Source organism: Mesorhizobium sp. M0998, from assembly GCF_040318885.1.
In the GTDB taxonomy this organism is placed as follows: domain Bacteria; phylum Pseudomonadota; class Alphaproteobacteria; order Rhizobiales; family Rhizobiaceae; genus Mesorhizobium.
On sequence record NZ_JAMYND010000006.1, the window covers coordinates 221,952 to 235,083 of the forward strand.

Annotated in this window: 17 protein-coding genes; 4 read left to right on the plus strand and 13 right to left on the minus strand. The window is 63.3% G+C overall.

What is annotated here, in order from left to right:
* Positions 1 to 3: 3 nt before the first annotated feature.
* The 11 genes from NKH59_RS08660 to NKH59_RS08710 form a co-directional block, all read right to left on the minus strand.
* Complete coding sequence (locus NKH59_RS08660) at positions 4 to 678, minus strand: response regulator transcription factor (protein ID WP_254819962.1); 675 nt, start codon at positions 676 to 678, stop codon at positions 4 to 6.
* A gap of 399 nt (positions 679 to 1,077) precedes the next feature.
* Positions 1,078 to 2,634 (minus strand): Do family serine endopeptidase, encoded by a 1,557-nt coding sequence (locus tag NKH59_RS08665; RefSeq protein ID WP_353021545.1) that lies wholly within the window; start codon positions 2,632 to 2,634, stop codon positions 1,078 to 1,080.
* Positions 2,635 to 2,750: 116 nt separating this feature from the next.
* On the minus strand, positions 2,751 to 3,215 hold the full coding sequence (locus tag NKH59_RS08670; RefSeq protein WP_353021547.1) for a cytochrome c-type biogenesis protein: 465 nt from the start codon (positions 3,213 to 3,215) through the stop codon (positions 2,751 to 2,753).
* Complete coding sequence (locus NKH59_RS08675) at positions 3,212 to 5,200, minus strand: heme lyase CcmF/NrfE family subunit (RefSeq protein ID WP_352471013.1); 1,989 nt, start codon at positions 5,198 to 5,200, stop codon at positions 3,212 to 3,214. Before NKH59_RS08675 ends, NKH59_RS08670 begins: the two co-directional genes overlap by 4 nt.
* 14 nt (positions 5,201 to 5,214) lie before the next feature.
* Positions 5,215 to 5,658, minus strand: coding sequence for a cytochrome c maturation protein CcmE (gene ccmE, locus NKH59_RS08680; RefSeq protein ID WP_352471012.1), 444 nt, complete (start codon positions 5,656 to 5,658; stop codon positions 5,215 to 5,217).
* 3 nt (positions 5,659 to 5,661) lie between these two features.
* Complete coding sequence (gene ccmI / locus NKH59_RS08685) at positions 5,662 to 6,798, minus strand: c-type cytochrome biogenesis protein CcmI (RefSeq protein WP_352471011.1); 1,137 nt, start codon at positions 6,796 to 6,798, stop codon at positions 5,662 to 5,664.
* A gap of 276 nt (positions 6,799 to 7,074) precedes the next feature.
* Positions 7,075 to 7,509: an RT0821/Lpp0805 family surface protein gene (locus tag NKH59_RS08690; protein WP_023677823.1), complete on the minus strand. Its 435-nt coding sequence runs from the start codon at positions 7,507 to 7,509 to the stop codon at positions 7,075 to 7,077.
* Positions 7,510 to 7,630: 121 nt separating this feature from the next.
* Positions 7,631 to 9,058: an ATP-binding protein gene (locus tag NKH59_RS08695; RefSeq protein WP_353021553.1), complete on the minus strand. Its 1,428-nt coding sequence runs from the start codon at positions 9,056 to 9,058 to the stop codon at positions 7,631 to 7,633.
* Positions 9,059 to 9,068: 10 nt separating this feature from the next.
* Complete coding sequence (locus NKH59_RS08700) at positions 9,069 to 9,734, minus strand: response regulator transcription factor (RefSeq protein WP_023718390.1); 666 nt, start codon at positions 9,732 to 9,734, stop codon at positions 9,069 to 9,071.
* A 64-nt stretch (positions 9,735 to 9,798) separates the two neighbouring features.
* On the minus strand, positions 9,799 to 10,098 hold the full coding sequence (locus tag NKH59_RS08705) for a hypothetical protein (RefSeq protein WP_352471009.1): 300 nt from the start codon (positions 10,096 to 10,098) through the stop codon (positions 9,799 to 9,801).
* Positions 10,099 to 10,478: 380 nt separating this feature from the next.
* Positions 10,479 to 10,889 carry a DUF3168 domain-containing protein gene (locus NKH59_RS08710; protein ID WP_352471008.1) on the minus strand — a complete coding sequence of 137 codons (411 nt, stop codon included), beginning with the start codon at positions 10,887 to 10,889 and terminating at the stop codon, positions 10,479 to 10,481.
* A 276-nt stretch (positions 10,890 to 11,165) separates the two neighbouring features.
* Here NKH59_RS08710 and NKH59_RS08715 point away from each other — a divergent pair, with 276 nt between their 5' ends.
* Positions 11,166 to 11,381, plus strand: coding sequence for a hypothetical protein (locus NKH59_RS08715; RefSeq protein ID WP_352471007.1), 216 nt, complete (start codon positions 11,166 to 11,168; stop codon positions 11,379 to 11,381).
* A gap of 43 nt (positions 11,382 to 11,424) precedes the next feature.
* The gene (locus NKH59_RS08720; protein ID WP_352471006.1) at positions 11,425 to 11,616 is read left to right on the plus strand and encodes a hypothetical protein; all 192 of its coding nucleotides are present in this window, start codon (positions 11,425 to 11,427) and stop codon (positions 11,614 to 11,616) included.
* A gap of 30 nt (positions 11,617 to 11,646) precedes the next feature.
* On the opposite strand, the gene NKH59_RS08725 is transcribed toward NKH59_RS08720, so the two are convergent.
* Both NKH59_RS08725 and NKH59_RS08730 read right to left on the minus strand, forming a co-directional pair.
* Positions 11,647 to 11,913, minus strand: a complete 267-nt coding sequence (locus tag NKH59_RS08725) for a DUF1488 family protein (protein ID WP_254819951.1) — start codon at positions 11,911 to 11,913, stop codon at positions 11,647 to 11,649.
* The gene (locus NKH59_RS08730; protein ID WP_352471005.1) at positions 11,910 to 12,182 is read right to left on the minus strand and encodes a hypothetical protein; all 273 of its coding nucleotides are present in this window, start codon (positions 12,180 to 12,182) and stop codon (positions 11,910 to 11,912) included. The genes NKH59_RS08725 and NKH59_RS08730 overlap by 4 nt, the downstream gene beginning before the upstream one ends.
* A 242-nt stretch (positions 12,183 to 12,424) precedes the next feature.
* On the opposite strand from NKH59_RS08730, the gene NKH59_RS08735 reads away from it, so the two are divergent.
* Complete coding sequence (locus NKH59_RS08735; protein ID WP_352471004.1) at positions 12,425 to 12,763, plus strand: co-chaperone GroES; 339 nt, start codon at positions 12,425 to 12,427, stop codon at positions 12,761 to 12,763.
* Positions 12,764 to 12,864: 101 nt separating this feature from the next.
* The coding region (locus NKH59_RS08740) for a TCP-1/cpn60 chaperonin family protein (protein WP_353021549.1) at positions 12,865 to 13,132 on the plus strand (268 nt) is incomplete at its 3' end.

Consider the following 13,132-nt stretch of genomic DNA (forward strand, 5'->3'; position numbering starts at 1 on the left):
GTTCTAGCCGCTTTTCAGCATATAGCCGGCGCCGCGAACCGTGTGCAGGATCGGCTTGTCGAAGCCCTTCTCGATCTTGCCCCGCAGCCGCGAGATATGAACGTCGATGACATTGGTCTGCGGATCGAAATGGTAATCCCAGACATTCTCGAGCAGCATGGTGCGCGTCACCACCTGGCCGGCATGGCGCATCAGATATTCGAGCAGGCGGAACTCGCGCGGCTGCAGCGTTATCTCGCGCCCGGCGCGGCGCACCGAGTGCGACAGCCGGTCGAGTTCGAGATCACCGACCCGGTAGACGGTTTCGGCTTCCCTGGCGCTGGCGCGGCGGTTCAGCACCTCGACGCGGGCGAGCAGTTCCGAAAAGGCGTAGGGTTTGGTCAGATAGTCGTCGCCGCCGGCGCGCAGACCGGTGACCCGGTCGTCGACTTCGCCGAGCGCCGACAGGATCAGCACGGGTGTCGTATTGCCCCGGGACCTGAGCCCGGCAATGACGGACAGGCCGTCGCGGCGCGGCATCATGCGATCAACGACCATGACGTCATAGTCGCCGGAATCGGCGAGCGCGAAGCCGGTTTCGCCGTCGCCGGCGACATGGGCGGTATGGCCGGCCTCGGCGAACGCCTTCTGCAGGTAGTCGGCTGCCTCGCGATCGTCTTCTATGACGAGAATCTTCATAGAACCGTTATACGCGATTTCGCTGGAAGATTGAGTGGCCGGCATATGCATCGTGGCCTTCTCCATGGCGTATCGCGAACAAATTGATTCAGGGATACGCGGTAAGTCTTTGTTTTAGCATGTCGTAGCCTAAAACCGCTTCACGCCTTGAGCGGCATGTTCGAGCGGCAGCGGGCGATGGGAAGCCCGCTGCCGCTGGGGCGGAACACGATGACTGACGAACGTATTCAGGCCCCGTGCTTTCCCGTGCGGCGGCTCGGGGGTGTTGAAAACCGCCGCACCGGAAAAGTCGACCACTAGAGCGCCGCGCGTCCTCTTGAACGCGCAAAGGGCGCTCTAGCACCTTGAATCGGCGCATGAGCCTTTCCGAAAACGGAATACGTGTTCGGGGTCATGCGCTCAGCCCTTGGCGACAGGCAGTGCGACGAAGCGGTTGCTGTCGTCGCGGGTGATCTGCATCAGCACCGCCTTGCGGCCGGACTTCACCGCGTCGGCCATCGCCTTGTCGACGTCGCCGGCGCCGTTCACTTCCGCCGAATTGACGGAGGTGATGACGTCGCCGGGCTGGATGCCGCGATCGGCGGCATCGCTGTCGGGGTCGACATCGGTCACCACAAGGCCCTTGCCATTGTCAGACTTGGTGACGGTCAGGCCGAGATCGGCGAGCGTGTCGGTCTTCGGCGCTGGGGCAGGCTGCTGGTCGGCCGAGGCCTGCTTGTCGCTCGACGGCAGCTTGCCGAGATCGACCTTGACCGCCTCGCTCTTGCCGTTGCGCCACACCGTGACATCGACAGATTTGCCGGGCGGATAAGCGCCGATCAGGCGGGCGAGTTCCTTCGGCGAAGCAACGTCCTTGCCGTCCACCTGGGTGATCACGTCACCGGCGGTGATGCCGGCCTTCTTGCCGGGACCGGTGTCCTGCGCGCTGGCAACGAGCGCGCCCTTGCCGGACCCAAGGCCAAGCGACTCGGCGATTTCGGGGGTGACCGGCTGGATCTCGACACCGAGCCAGCCGCGCTGCACGGTGCCGTTCTTCATCAGATCCTGCACGACCTGCTTGGCGGTCGAAGCGGGAATGTCGAAGGCAATGCCGACGCTGCCGCCCGAGGGCGAGAAGATCGCGGTGTTGATGCCGACAACCTGGCCGTTGAGGTTAAAGGTCGGGCCGCCCGAATTGCCGCGGTTCACCGAGGCGTCGATCTGGATGAAGTCGTCATAGGGACCGGCGCCGATATCGCGGCCGCGGGCCGAAACGATGCCTGCGGTAACCGTGCCGCCGAGGCCGAACGGATTGCCGACAGCCACCACCCAGTCGCCGACGCGAACCTTGGAATCGTCGGCGAAGTCGACATAGGTGAACTTGCTGCCGTCATCGACCTTGAGCACGGCAAGATCGGTGCGCGGGTCCGTGCCGATCAGCTTGGCGTCGAGTTCCTTGCCGTCATTGGTCACCACGGTGAAGGCGGTGCCCTCCTCGACGACATGGTTGTTGGTGACGAGATAGCCGTCATCGGAGATGAAGAAACCGGATCCCTGCGCCACCGGCCGCGGCTGGTCGTTGTTGCGGTCACGGTGTCCAAAACGGCCCATTCCGTTCGGGCCTTGATCGCCGCCTTGATCGCCAAAGCCGCGGAATTCGCGGAAGAACCGGCGCAGCTGCGGGTTGTCGGGAAGATTGCCTAAGCCGTCCTCGTCGTCCATCTGGCCGGAACCGTCATCGGCCGTCGACTGGATCTTGGCCTTGACGCGCACGCTGACGACCGCCGGCGAAACGCGCTCCACCACATCGGCGAAGCTCGGGACCTGCGGTGCCTCGACACGCACGGCGTCGGCCAGCACCGGGGCTGTCCCGGTGGCAACAGCACCAAAGCCGATCGCGCCGGCAATGGCCAGGGATGCGGCTGCGGCCAGCAGGCGTTTGCGGGTGCGCAGATATGAATTGGGGGCAACATTCATGGTTCTCGTATCCTCTTTTCAAGGGACGCCCCTTGATTGGCATCCTCGACAAAGGAAATAGAGAGCCGCACATTACGGCGCCATTTCCGGTACATGAAACTTTCGTAATGTATCGATCAATCGCGGCGGAGCATCTTGTCCAGCGCCGCCTGTTCCTCGGCAGTTAATGCAGCGGTCACCGTCGAACGGCGCGAGCGGGCGGCCAGCAGGATGAATGTCCCGCCAACGAGCAGCAGAAGAACTGGCGTCCCCCAGAGCAAAACATTGCGCAGATTGAAGCGTGGCTTCAGCAGCACGAATTCGCCGTAGCGCGAAACGACATAGTCCATCACCTGCCGGTCGGTATCGCCGGCGACGAGGCGCTGGCGCACAAGGATGCGCAGGTCGCGGGCGAGGTCGGCATCGGACTCGTCGATCGACTGGTTCTGGCAGACCATGCAGCGCAGGCCTTCCGACAAAGCGCGCGCCCTCGCCTCGAGTGCCGGGTCGGCGAGCACCTCGTCGGGCTTGACCGCCTGCGCGGCGCCGGCGAACAACAGCGCCAGCAGCAGGACCAGCAAGGCCAGCGTGACCCTTTTCATTGCGGGCTCGCCGATGGCACGCCGGCCGCAGCCTTGCGGCGCGACGGTGCGCCGACGCGCAGGCGGCGGTCGAGCAGCGACATCGCCGCGCCCGCCATCATCACCAGTGCGCCGCCCCAGATCAGCGTCACCAGCGGCTTCCACCACAGACGAACGACCACAGAGCCATCGCTGCCCTCGTCGCCAAGCGAAAGATAGAGCTGGCTGAAGCCGATCGTCCTGATGCCGGATTCGGTTGTGGTCATCTGGCGCACCGGATATGAGCGCTTGGCCGAGGTGATCTCGCCTGCGACGCTACCGTCGGCGCCAAGCAGGGCGAAGCGGCCGCGATCCTCACTGTAGTTCGGCCCCTGGGCCGGGTAGAGCCCCTCGAAGCGCAGCTTGTGGCCGGACAGTTCGACGGTCTCGCCGGCATGCATCGACAGGATTTTTTCGGTCCCGAAGCAAAGCGTGCCGACAATGCCGAGCGTTGTCAGCCCGAGGCCGAGATGCGCAAGCGCTGTGCCGAAGACCGAGCGCGGCAGGCCGGCGAAGCGCCTGAGCATGGTGGCGGGCGCGACGGTGCCGAAGCCGGATTTGACGGCGAGATCGGTGAGCGCGCCGCAGATCAGCCAGAAGGCAAGGCCGACACCGAGTGCCGCCAACACCGAAGCGCCATCGATGAACAGGGCCGTCACCAGCACCGCGAGCAGCGCCGCCGCGAAAGCCGCCATCAGGCGCTGGGCGACCGCGAAAATGTCGCCGCGCTTCCAGGCGAGTAGCGGCCCGAACGGCACGACGACCAAGAGCGGCACCATCAGCGGGCCGAATGTCAGGTTGAAGAACGGCGCGCCGACCGAAATCTTGTCGGCAGATAGGGCTTCGACGACGAGCGGGTAGAGCGTGCCGACCAGCACGGTGGCGGTGGCGGTGGTCAGGAACAGATTGTTCAGGACCAGCGCGCCTTCGCGCGAGATCGGGTGAAACAGGCCGCCGGCCGTCAGCCGGGAGGCGCGCAAGGCAAACAGCGCCAGCGAGCCGCCGATGAACAGCGTCAGGATGCAGAGAATGAACACGCCACGCGTCGGATCGGTGGCGAATGCGTGCACCGAGGTCAGCACGCCGGAACGCACCAGGAAGGTGCCGAGCAGCGACAGCGAGAAGGTCAGGATCGCCAGAAGCAGCGTCCAGATCTTCAGCGCCGAGCGCTTTTCCATGACGATCGCCGAATGCAGCAGCGCCGTGCCCGCCAGCCACGGCATGAAGGATGCGTTCTCGACCGGATCCCAGAACCAGAAGCCGCCCCAGCCGAGCTCGTAATAGGCCCAGTAGGAGCCCATGGCGATGCCGCCGGTGAGGAACATCCAGGCAACCAATGTCCACGGCCTTACCCAGCGCGCCCACGAAGCGTCAATGCGGCCCTCGATGAGGGCAGCGACAGAGAAGGAAAAGCAGATCGAGAAACCGACATAGCCGAGATAAAGCAGCGGCGGATGGATGGCGAGGCCGAGGTCCTGCAGGATCGGGTTGAGATCGCGGCCCTCGATAGGCGCCGGATTGAGCCTGACGAACGGGTTCGACGTCGTCAGGATGAACAGGAAGAAAGTGGCGCCGATCGCTCCCTGCACGGCAAGCACATTGGCCCGGAGCGTCGCCGGAAGATTGCCGCCGAAGACGGCGACGAGCGCGCCGAAGAAGGTCAGGATCAGCACCCAGAGCAGCATCGAACCTTCGTGATTGCCCCAGGTTCCGGTGATCTTGTAGATCAGCGGCTGCAGCGAATGCGAGTTCTCCCAGACGCTCTCAACCGAGAAGTCGGAGCCGGCGTAGGCGGTTGCCAGCGCCACGAAAGACAGCGCCGTCAAGGCAAAGCCGGTCAGCGCGGCCGGTGCGCCGACGGCCATCATCTTGTGGTTGCCGGTGCGCGCACCGAACAGCGGCACCATCGTCTGCACCAGGGCCAGCGCAAACGCCAGGACCAGGGCGAAATGTCCGGTTTCAACCATTGTCACCGCACCCGCTAGTCACTCTTGCTCTCCTGCCATACGCCCTTGGCCTTGAGGCCGTCGGCCACTTCCTTGGGCATATAGGTCTCGTCATGCTTGGCCAGCACGCTGTCGGCGACAAAGATTCCGTCAGGGCCAAACGAGCCTTCGGTGATCACGCCCTGTCCTTCCCGGAAGAGGTCGGGAAGAATGCCGGTATAGGTGACCTTGACGTCCTTCTGGTTGTCGGTCACCGAAAAGGCGACGGTGGCGCCTTGGCCACGCTCGACCGTGCCTTTTTCGACAAGACCGCCGAGCCTTATGCGCTGGCCCGGCTGAAGGCTGGCGGTGGCCAGATCGGCCGGCATGTAGAAATAGGAGGCCTTCTGGCCAAGCGCATAGAAGGTCAGCCCCGTGGCAACACCGAGAAACCCCAGCCCCGCTGCGATCACCGACAGTCGTTTCTGCTTGCGCGTCATCGTCTACTCCGTCGCCGTCACGCCAAGCGAGGCGGCAAAGGCGGTGAATTTCCTGGCCTGGTCACTGTCCGCGCCAAAGACGGCGATACCGCGATTGAGCGCGTCACGCGCCTGATCTGTCTTGCCCAGCACGGCATAGGAACGAACGAGCTGCATCCACCCTTCCTCGTCGCGCGGATTTTGCCGAAGCCTTTCGTCGAGGCCGGCAACCATGGTGCTGATCATGGCTTGCCGGTCCTGCGGCGACATCGAGGAGGCAGCATCGATATCCTCGGCGCTCGGCCCTTTCGCGGGCGCCTCAGAAGCGACGCTGCGGGCGGCGGATTCGGCCAGCGCCTGCTCGACGGCGCCGCGCCACGGCGAGCCCTGCGGCAAGGCGGCAAGCATCTTTTGCCAGGCCGCCGTGGCTTCAGCTATGCGGCCTTCCTGTGCCATGCCCATGGCGAGATAGAACGAGGCCTTCGGATTGGCCGGATCGAGCTTCAACGCCGCCTCGAAAGCCGCCTGCGCTTCGGCGGAGACAATGCCGCCGGCCGCATTGGCGATCGCCTCGCCAAGACCCGCCTGGCGGGCGGCGCTGTCGCCGTCGAGGCGGATGGCGTTGCGATAGGCGGTCACCGCATCGGCGTATCGCTGCATGCGCAGATAGACCGGCGCCAGCACGTCCCAGCCGCGGCCATCGGATGGGTTGGCCGCCAGGTGCGCCTCGGCGCGGGCTATCAGCTCGTCGACCGAGCTGTCGGCGGGGTTCTTGGCCAGGCGTTCGCTGAGCGGCTGCGACGGCAGGTCGGGTGAGCCGAGCTGGCCATAGAGGCCCCAGCTGACCAGCGGAACCAGCAGCACGGCCGCCGTCGCCACCAGCCTTGTCGACCGCGACGGCTGCGTCGCCGTCTCGTCGGCGTGGCCGGCATTGCTCAGGCGAAGGATGCGGCGGGCGATTTCGGCGCGTGCCTCTTCGGCCTCCATTGGCCGGATCAGGCCACGCGCCATATCGCGGTCAAGCTCGGCCAGCTGGTCGCGATAGACTTCAAGGTCGTGATCGCCGGCAGCGGACGCGTTCTTCGATCCGCCGGCCAACGGCAGCAGCACCGCCAAGCTTGCGCCCAGCGTCAGGAGTGCGGCTATGACCCAAAACAGCATGGCTCTTCCAATAGAACGAGACCCTTGCCCTGCCAACACAAGCGTGCTGCGACGCTTTGGCGGGGCCGCTCCGATCGATAATGCATGTCGCGCAAAAGTGTGCAGCGGTTTTGCGATAACGACCATGCATCAAAACAAGAACCTATAGCGCGTCGCATGACGACGGTCGAACGCGACGCGCTTTAGTGCCGGATCGGTATCGGCGGATCGACGGCCGGGCGTCTTTGTTGCGCAATTCCGGACGGAAAACCGTTTCACACTTTTCCTGGAATTGCGCTACGTCAGCGGCGTCCAGCTGCCGTCGGCATTGCGGCAGGCGGTTCCGCGCGCGGTGGCGCCGGCGGTGCCGGTAAACACCGTATGGGTGTATTGCCGGCAGTCCTGCGAGCCGACGCGATAGGGCTGGGCGGCGACCACTTCGCCGCGATGGGCCGAACTGTCGCTCTTCCAAGCCACTTTCTGGCCGCTCGCCGTGTATTCAAGCGCCTTGTATTCCGCCTCGAGCGCGCTGCGCTTCTCGGTCTCGCTCAGGCCGGCGCCGATAGAACCGCCGACGAGGCCGCCGCCCATGGCGGAGATGATCGTCGTCGCCACCTTGGCGCCGCTGGGGGGCGTCGCGGCCGGCGTCACCGTAACGGCCGGGCCCTTGCCGAGCGTCGTGCAGCCGGAGACGGCGAGCAGGGCGGAAACGAGCGCGACGCGAATCTTCATGCCAATACCGGCTTTCTTGAGCTGGACCGCCGCGCTGTCAGCAGCTGGCGCGGCCATAATGTCGATGTTTGTCGGAAATTTGGCCGCAGCCAGCCACCTGGAAAAGCAATCTGGAAAAGCATTACTGAAGGCTCCGCAATCGAACCATCGCCTTCAATCCACCCATGATGGATCGTTCCAGCGCCAGAGAGCCTCCATACTCGTTGACAAGGTCGGCGACAATGGCAAGTCCGAGCCCGCTGCCCGGTTTTGTCTCGTCGAGCCGCCGGCCGCGCTGCAACACCTCGCGCGCCTTGTCGTCGGGAATGCCGGGGCCGTCATCCTCGATGCTGATCTCGAACAGGTTGGCTGCGCCTTCCGTGCCAGCGCCACCTTTGCTGGAGATTGGCTTGACCGAAACGGCGACCGCGCTCCGTGCCCATTTCATCGCATTGTCGAGCAGATTGCCGAGCAGCTCCTCCAGGTCCTCGCGTTCGCCGGCAAAGACGATGTCGGTGGCCGGCAGCGACAGCGACAGCGCCGTCTGCGGGTTGAGCTTTTGCAGCACCCGAACCATGCGCTGGACCAGCGGCGCCACCGGCGTACGGTAGACGACGCTGTCGCGCTGCGCGGCGACGCGGGCACGTTGCAGATAATGGTCCACTTGCTTTTGCATGGAAGCGGCCTGCTCGCCGATCAGCTGGCCCTTGGCGCCACCCAGCGCCCGTCCCTCGTTGAGCAGCACGGCAAGCGGCGTCTTCAGCGAGTGCGCGAGGTTGCCGACCTGCGTGCGCGACCGCTCGACGATACGCCTGTTGTTCTCGATCAGCGCATTGGTCTCGTTGGCGAGCGGCTCTATCTCGGCCGGGAAACGGCCGTCTAGGCGCTGCGCGGTTCCTTCGCGCACCATGGCAAGCGCATTCCTGACCCGGCGCAGCGGCTGCAGGCCGAGCAGGATGGCAATCGCATTGATGGCGATCATGCCGACGCCGAACAGCGACAGATAGGTCAAAAGGCGCCGCTGGAAGGTGGCGATTTCCTGCTCGAGCTCGGTCTGGTTGCCCATGACACGGAAGCGCGCGGCGCGGTTTTTCGCATCGAGCACGAACTCGCTCTCGAACACCTCCAACTGCTCGCCTTCGATGCCGTCCGCTGAATAGCTGCGCTGGAAGCTGGCATTGAAGGGCACCTCGGCAACGCTTGGCGACGGGATCGCCTTGGTCATCGACGACGAATGGAGATCGCCGTGCACGCCTTCCGAGGCAGGCTCGACCGACCAGTACCAGCCGGAATTCGGTTCCGAGAACCTCAAATCACCAAGGTCGGGGGCGCCGGTCAATTGGCCGCTTTCAGAAACGCCGACCGAGCCGATCAGGTTGAACAGATGCGCCGAAAGCAGGCTGTCGAAACCGCGCTCGCTGGCCTGGCGATAGAGCGTGGTGATCAAGGTGAAGATGACGACCAGAGTGAGGATCGCCCAGACCGTGGAAAAGGCGATGACGCGAAACGCCACCGAACGCGGCCATGACCGCAGCGACGGCGTGTTCGAGACGGCGGGTTTTGTAGGCAGCGGTTCCGCGTTACGCCTCCGGCTTACGCATGCGGTAGCCCATGCCGCGAACAGTTTCGATCATGTCGATGCCCATCTTCTTGCGAAGCCGTCCGACAAAGACCTCGATCGTGTTGGAATCGCGGTCGAAATCCTGGTCGTAGAGATGCTCGACCAGCTCGGTCCGGGACACCACCTCGCCCATGTGGTGCATCAAATAGGCAAGCAAGCGAAATTCGTGCGAGGTCAGCTTCAGCGGCACGCCGTCGACGTCGGCCTTGGAGGCCTTGGTGTCGAGGCGGAGCGGCCCGCAGGTCAGTTCGGACGAAGCGTGCCCGGCAGCACGCCGGATCAAGGCCCGCACCCTGGCCAGGATTTCCTCGATGTGGAAGGGTTTGGTGACGTAGTCGTCGGCGCCGGCGTCGATGCCGGCAACCTTGTCGCTCCAGCGGTCGCGTGCCGTCAGGATCAGCACCGGCATCTTGCGGCCGCCGCGCCGCCATCGCTCGACCACGCTGATGCCGTCCATCTGCGGCAGGCCGATGTCGAGCACCACGGCATCGTAGGGCTCGGTGTCGCCGAGAAAGTGCCCTTCCTCGCCGTCGAAAGCGCGGTCGACGACATAGCCGGCATCGACCAGCGCGTCGCCGATCTGCCGGTTGAGATCCTTGTCATCTTCGACGACGAGTACGCGCATGCGGAAGGCCTGTTGAAGCTGTTCAGATATAGGCCGATTCCGGCAGTCTGGGAAACGGCACGGTTCAGTTCAGCGGAACGACGATCTCCGAGCGACGCGGACGCTGCCCTTCCTTGCCCGGAACCAGCACGACGATGACGCAGACGGGCTGGCCGCCGCGTGTCGACTGCGAGGCCTTGGCCAAGGTGCCGCCATTCTGCTCGGCCACCTGCTGGCCGATCGCATAGCAGTCGGAGGCGGCGAGGACGACCGGTTGGGGCTGCTCGGGCACGACAACGGGGATCGCCATCGCCTGCGACGCAAGCAGACCGGCGGCTGACAGCGCCAGTGCCGCGGTCCGGAAGTGGGAGCGAAGGGTTTTCATGGTCAGCGTTCTAACGCGCCGGTGCTGAACGTGATATGAACGGTGAACGCTCGAATGCATGCCCGCCACACCCCTGAAGCGCGAGATTACCGGATTGCCATTTCGCCGCCCATCCCGCGAAATTGCCAAGTTTAACCTAGCCCTCCGATCCTTCGCCGACAACCGGGCATCGTTTGGCAGTGAAAGGCAATCGCTTCAGGTTTGCCCCGACTTCGATAATCGATCCGGCAACCGAAGGCAGATTCAGGCGAACCGACCGGAAATAAAAACCCGCCTCTGCGGCGGGTCGCTGGCGCCATCAGCACCATAGGCGAATTAGTAGCATAGCTGCCGGCACAAAGCAAGAACAAAATTGCCGGATTGTAAAAAATGCCCGGTGGTCAGCCCTCGTCCTTGATCACGGCGCGGAAGCGCAGCAGCCCGTGATGGGCCGAAAGGTCCTCGTCGTAGCGGGCTTCGGCGAATTCGAGCTTGAGGTAGGCGCGGCGATGTTCGCCGAGCGAGAGAGCCGTATCGCGCAGGCGGGTGCTAACAAGGTCCATGATGTCATTGGTTTCCTTGCTGGCCTCTGATTTCGACCAGACATGCAACGTCAGCAACTGTTCTGCGTCGTTCTCCATTCCCGTTGCCCAATCGTAGACGCTGGTGCGGCCGAAGGTCATGTGGGGGAACGCAACATTTTCCGGCGCACGGTCGAACAATCGTGCGTCGCCCAGTGCCGCCGATAAATCGGGATCGTCATTCACTGCCTCGAATATGGCCTTCTGCAATTCGACGGCCGGCGCGGTCATCGTCTTTCCCTTCGTCCGTCGCGTCGACCTCCCGGCTGCGTAGCTGCGTTGCATGAAGGCATCCCGCCAAAGCGCGAATCAGCGCGTCTCATGCGGATTATGAACCTTCATGATCTCGGCAATAAGCCCTGCTCCTGGAATGCGCGACGCCCCGGCCGTCCGCGCCACGGACCCTTGAGGGTGATGCCAACCTGCGCGAAGTCATTTGGCATGCAGGAGTTCGAAAAAAGGATGCTATGACGATGTCTGGTTTCCAGACATTCGAGGTCGTTTTTCGTGCGCGAGCCGTCGCTGCTGCCTGTCTTCGGAAAGCTTGGGGCCAAGGCGCCGCCGGTCGCGATTGCGGCGTCGACCATGTCGATGACCGTCAAGAGTCTGGTCAACCACACTCGGGAGGTGCTCTCGGCGTACGGTAGCCTGGCCCTGAAGCTGTCCGTCGTTTTGTGGACGGTGCTTGTCGTGGCGGCAGTATTCTTCATCGCCCAGGCCTGATCGAGCGACATTCATTGATTGGGCGGAAACGAAAGGACCCAAGATGGCAAAGCGCTACGCGCTCCGTATGGAACATCCTCACAGCTGGACCGTCTTCGACGTCTTCACCGGCCAGCCGGCCGAGCTCAAGCAGCAACTCACGGCCAGTTTGAACACGCGCGATGCGGACGCGATGGTCGACCGGCTGAACGGTCGCGACGTCAAGCGGCGAGCGAAGGCGGACCGGAAGCCCTGACAAAGCGTCTTGTGGACGGATCGCGACGGACTAGCGAAAATCGGCCGCAGTCAGCACATATATGCTCCTGCGGGTGCGGGCATAGGCATTCCTGGCGACATCGTGGATCGAGTTGGAAGCCGTGTCGAAGGCTGCCAGGTAGGTAGCTTCTGAGGCCGCCGTTCCCGGCTGCATCTTGGAGATGGCATCGGTTGCGACAGAGAAGGAAATCTGGAACATCCCGTCATGGCCGACGAAGCGGATGCGTTTGCTTGCCTCGTCGTAGCTGCGGCTGGGATTGGGAAATGTCAGGCTCATGATTTCGCCTCCGTCGATGCAGATACGGCCTTCTTGACTGCCCGTGACGCCCGCTTCTTCTTTGGTGCGACCGGATTCAGAGCTTCCGCCGCGCGGTCCGCCTCTTCCTTGGCCAGTCGCAATTCCCTCAGCCTTGCCGTTTTGATGCTCCTCGCCTTGGCTTCCGAGAGATATTCGGCAGTTGCTTTGTTCCGCTCCGCCGTCTTCTTTTGATTTTCCATGAAGCGGGCCTGAGCTTTTTCCATGATGTTCTGATTGCCTTCGGCCATCGGTAAAATCTCCCTTGCAGCGAAAGTCGTGAATGTGAATTCACCATAAAATAGGTGTTCAAAGATAGAAATTCAATTTCATTAATATTCGGCAAGGCCCGAACACCAGGGGATAACCAGGCAAGATAATACGTTCAATATTTCATGTGCCCTATGAATATTTTTTGGCGCTCCTATCAATCGAGTGCCAGGGCGCCTATAGAGAGGGGCGGCCGCCTAAGCTGGCCCCAGAAAGAGTCCCCATGAAATTCCGGCCACTCCACGATCGCGTCGTCATTCGGCGCGCCGAAAGCGACACCAAATCCAAGGGCGGCATCATCATCCCCGACAATGCCAAAGAAAAACCGCAGGAAGGCGAAGTGATCGCTGTCGGGCCGGGCGCGCGGGACGAAAGCGGCGCGCTGATCCCGCTCGACGTCAAGGCCGGCGACCTCATTCTGTTCGGCAAATGGTCCGGCACCGAGGTCAAGATAGACGGCGAGGACCTTCTGATCATGAAGGAGGCCGATATCATGGGCATCATCGAAAAAAGCGAGACGGGCATCATCGACAAGACCGTGGCTGCCAAGAAGGCCGCCTGATTGGAAGGCCGCGCGCCCTCCCGCGCGCGCGCAAAGGACGCTCCGAGCTTTGATTCAGGCGCTGCAAGCGCCTTGCCACGACAACCGAACTGGAAAAGATCATGTCTGCCAAGGAAATCAAATTCTCCACCGACGCGCGTGACCGCATGCTGCGCGGCGTCGAAATCCTCAACAACGCCGTCAAGGTGACGCTCGGCCCCAAAGGCCGCAACGTCATTATCGACAAGGCCTACGGCGCGCCGCGCGTCACCAAGGACGGGGTGGCCGTGGCAAAGGAAATCGAGCTTTCCGACAAGTTCGAAAACATGGGCGCGCAGATGGTGCGCGAAGTGGCCTCGAAGACCAACGACCTTGCCGGCGACGGCACCA

Coding starts and splice junctions, on each gene's coding strand:
- NKH59_RS08720 (WP_352471006.1), top strand. CDS start 11,425: ATGGCAAAGCGCTACGCGCTCCGTATGGAACATCCTCACAGCTGGACC.
- ccmI (WP_352471011.1), bottom strand. CDS start 6,798: ATGCTGTTTTGGGTCATAGCCGCACTCCTGACGCTGGGCGCAAGCTTG.
- NKH59_RS08710 (WP_352471008.1), bottom strand. CDS start 10,889: ATGACCGCGCCGGCCGTCGAATTGCAGAAGGCCATATTCGAGGCAGTG.
- NKH59_RS08670 (WP_353021547.1), bottom strand. CDS start 3,215: ATGAAAAGGGTCACGCTGGCCTTGCTGGTCCTGCTGCTGGCGCTGTTG.
- NKH59_RS08730 (WP_352471005.1), bottom strand. CDS start 12,182: ATGGCCGAAGGCAATCAGAACATCATGGAAAAAGCTCAGGCCCGCTTC.
- NKH59_RS08705 (WP_352471009.1), bottom strand. CDS start 10,098: ATGAAAACCCTTCGCTCCCACTTCCGGACCGCGGCACTGGCGCTGTCA.
- NKH59_RS08660 (WP_254819962.1), bottom strand. CDS start 678: ATGAAGATTCTCGTCATAGAAGACGATCGCGAGGCAGCCGACTACCTG.
- NKH59_RS08675 (WP_352471013.1), bottom strand. CDS start 5,200: ATGGTTGAAACCGGACATTTCGCCCTGGTCCTGGCGTTTGCGCTGGCC.
- NKH59_RS08700 (WP_023718390.1), bottom strand. CDS start 9,734: ATGCGCGTACTCGTCGTCGAAGATGACAAGGATCTCAACCGGCAGATC.
- NKH59_RS08665 (WP_353021545.1), bottom strand. CDS start 2,634: ATGAATGTTGCCCCCAATTCATATCTGCGCACCCGCAAACGCCTGCTG.
- NKH59_RS08735 (WP_352471004.1), top strand. CDS start 12,425: ATGAAATTCCGGCCACTCCACGATCGCGTCGTCATTCGGCGCGCCGAA.
- ccmE (WP_352471012.1), bottom strand. CDS start 5,658: ATGACGCGCAAGCAGAAACGACTGTCGGTGATCGCAGCGGGGCTGGGG.
- NKH59_RS08725 (WP_254819951.1), bottom strand. CDS start 11,913: ATGAGCCTGACATTTCCCAATCCCAGCCGCAGCTACGACGAGGCAAGC.
- NKH59_RS08690 (WP_023677823.1), bottom strand. CDS start 7,509: ATGAAGATTCGCGTCGCGCTCGTTTCCGCCCTGCTCGCCGTCTCCGGC.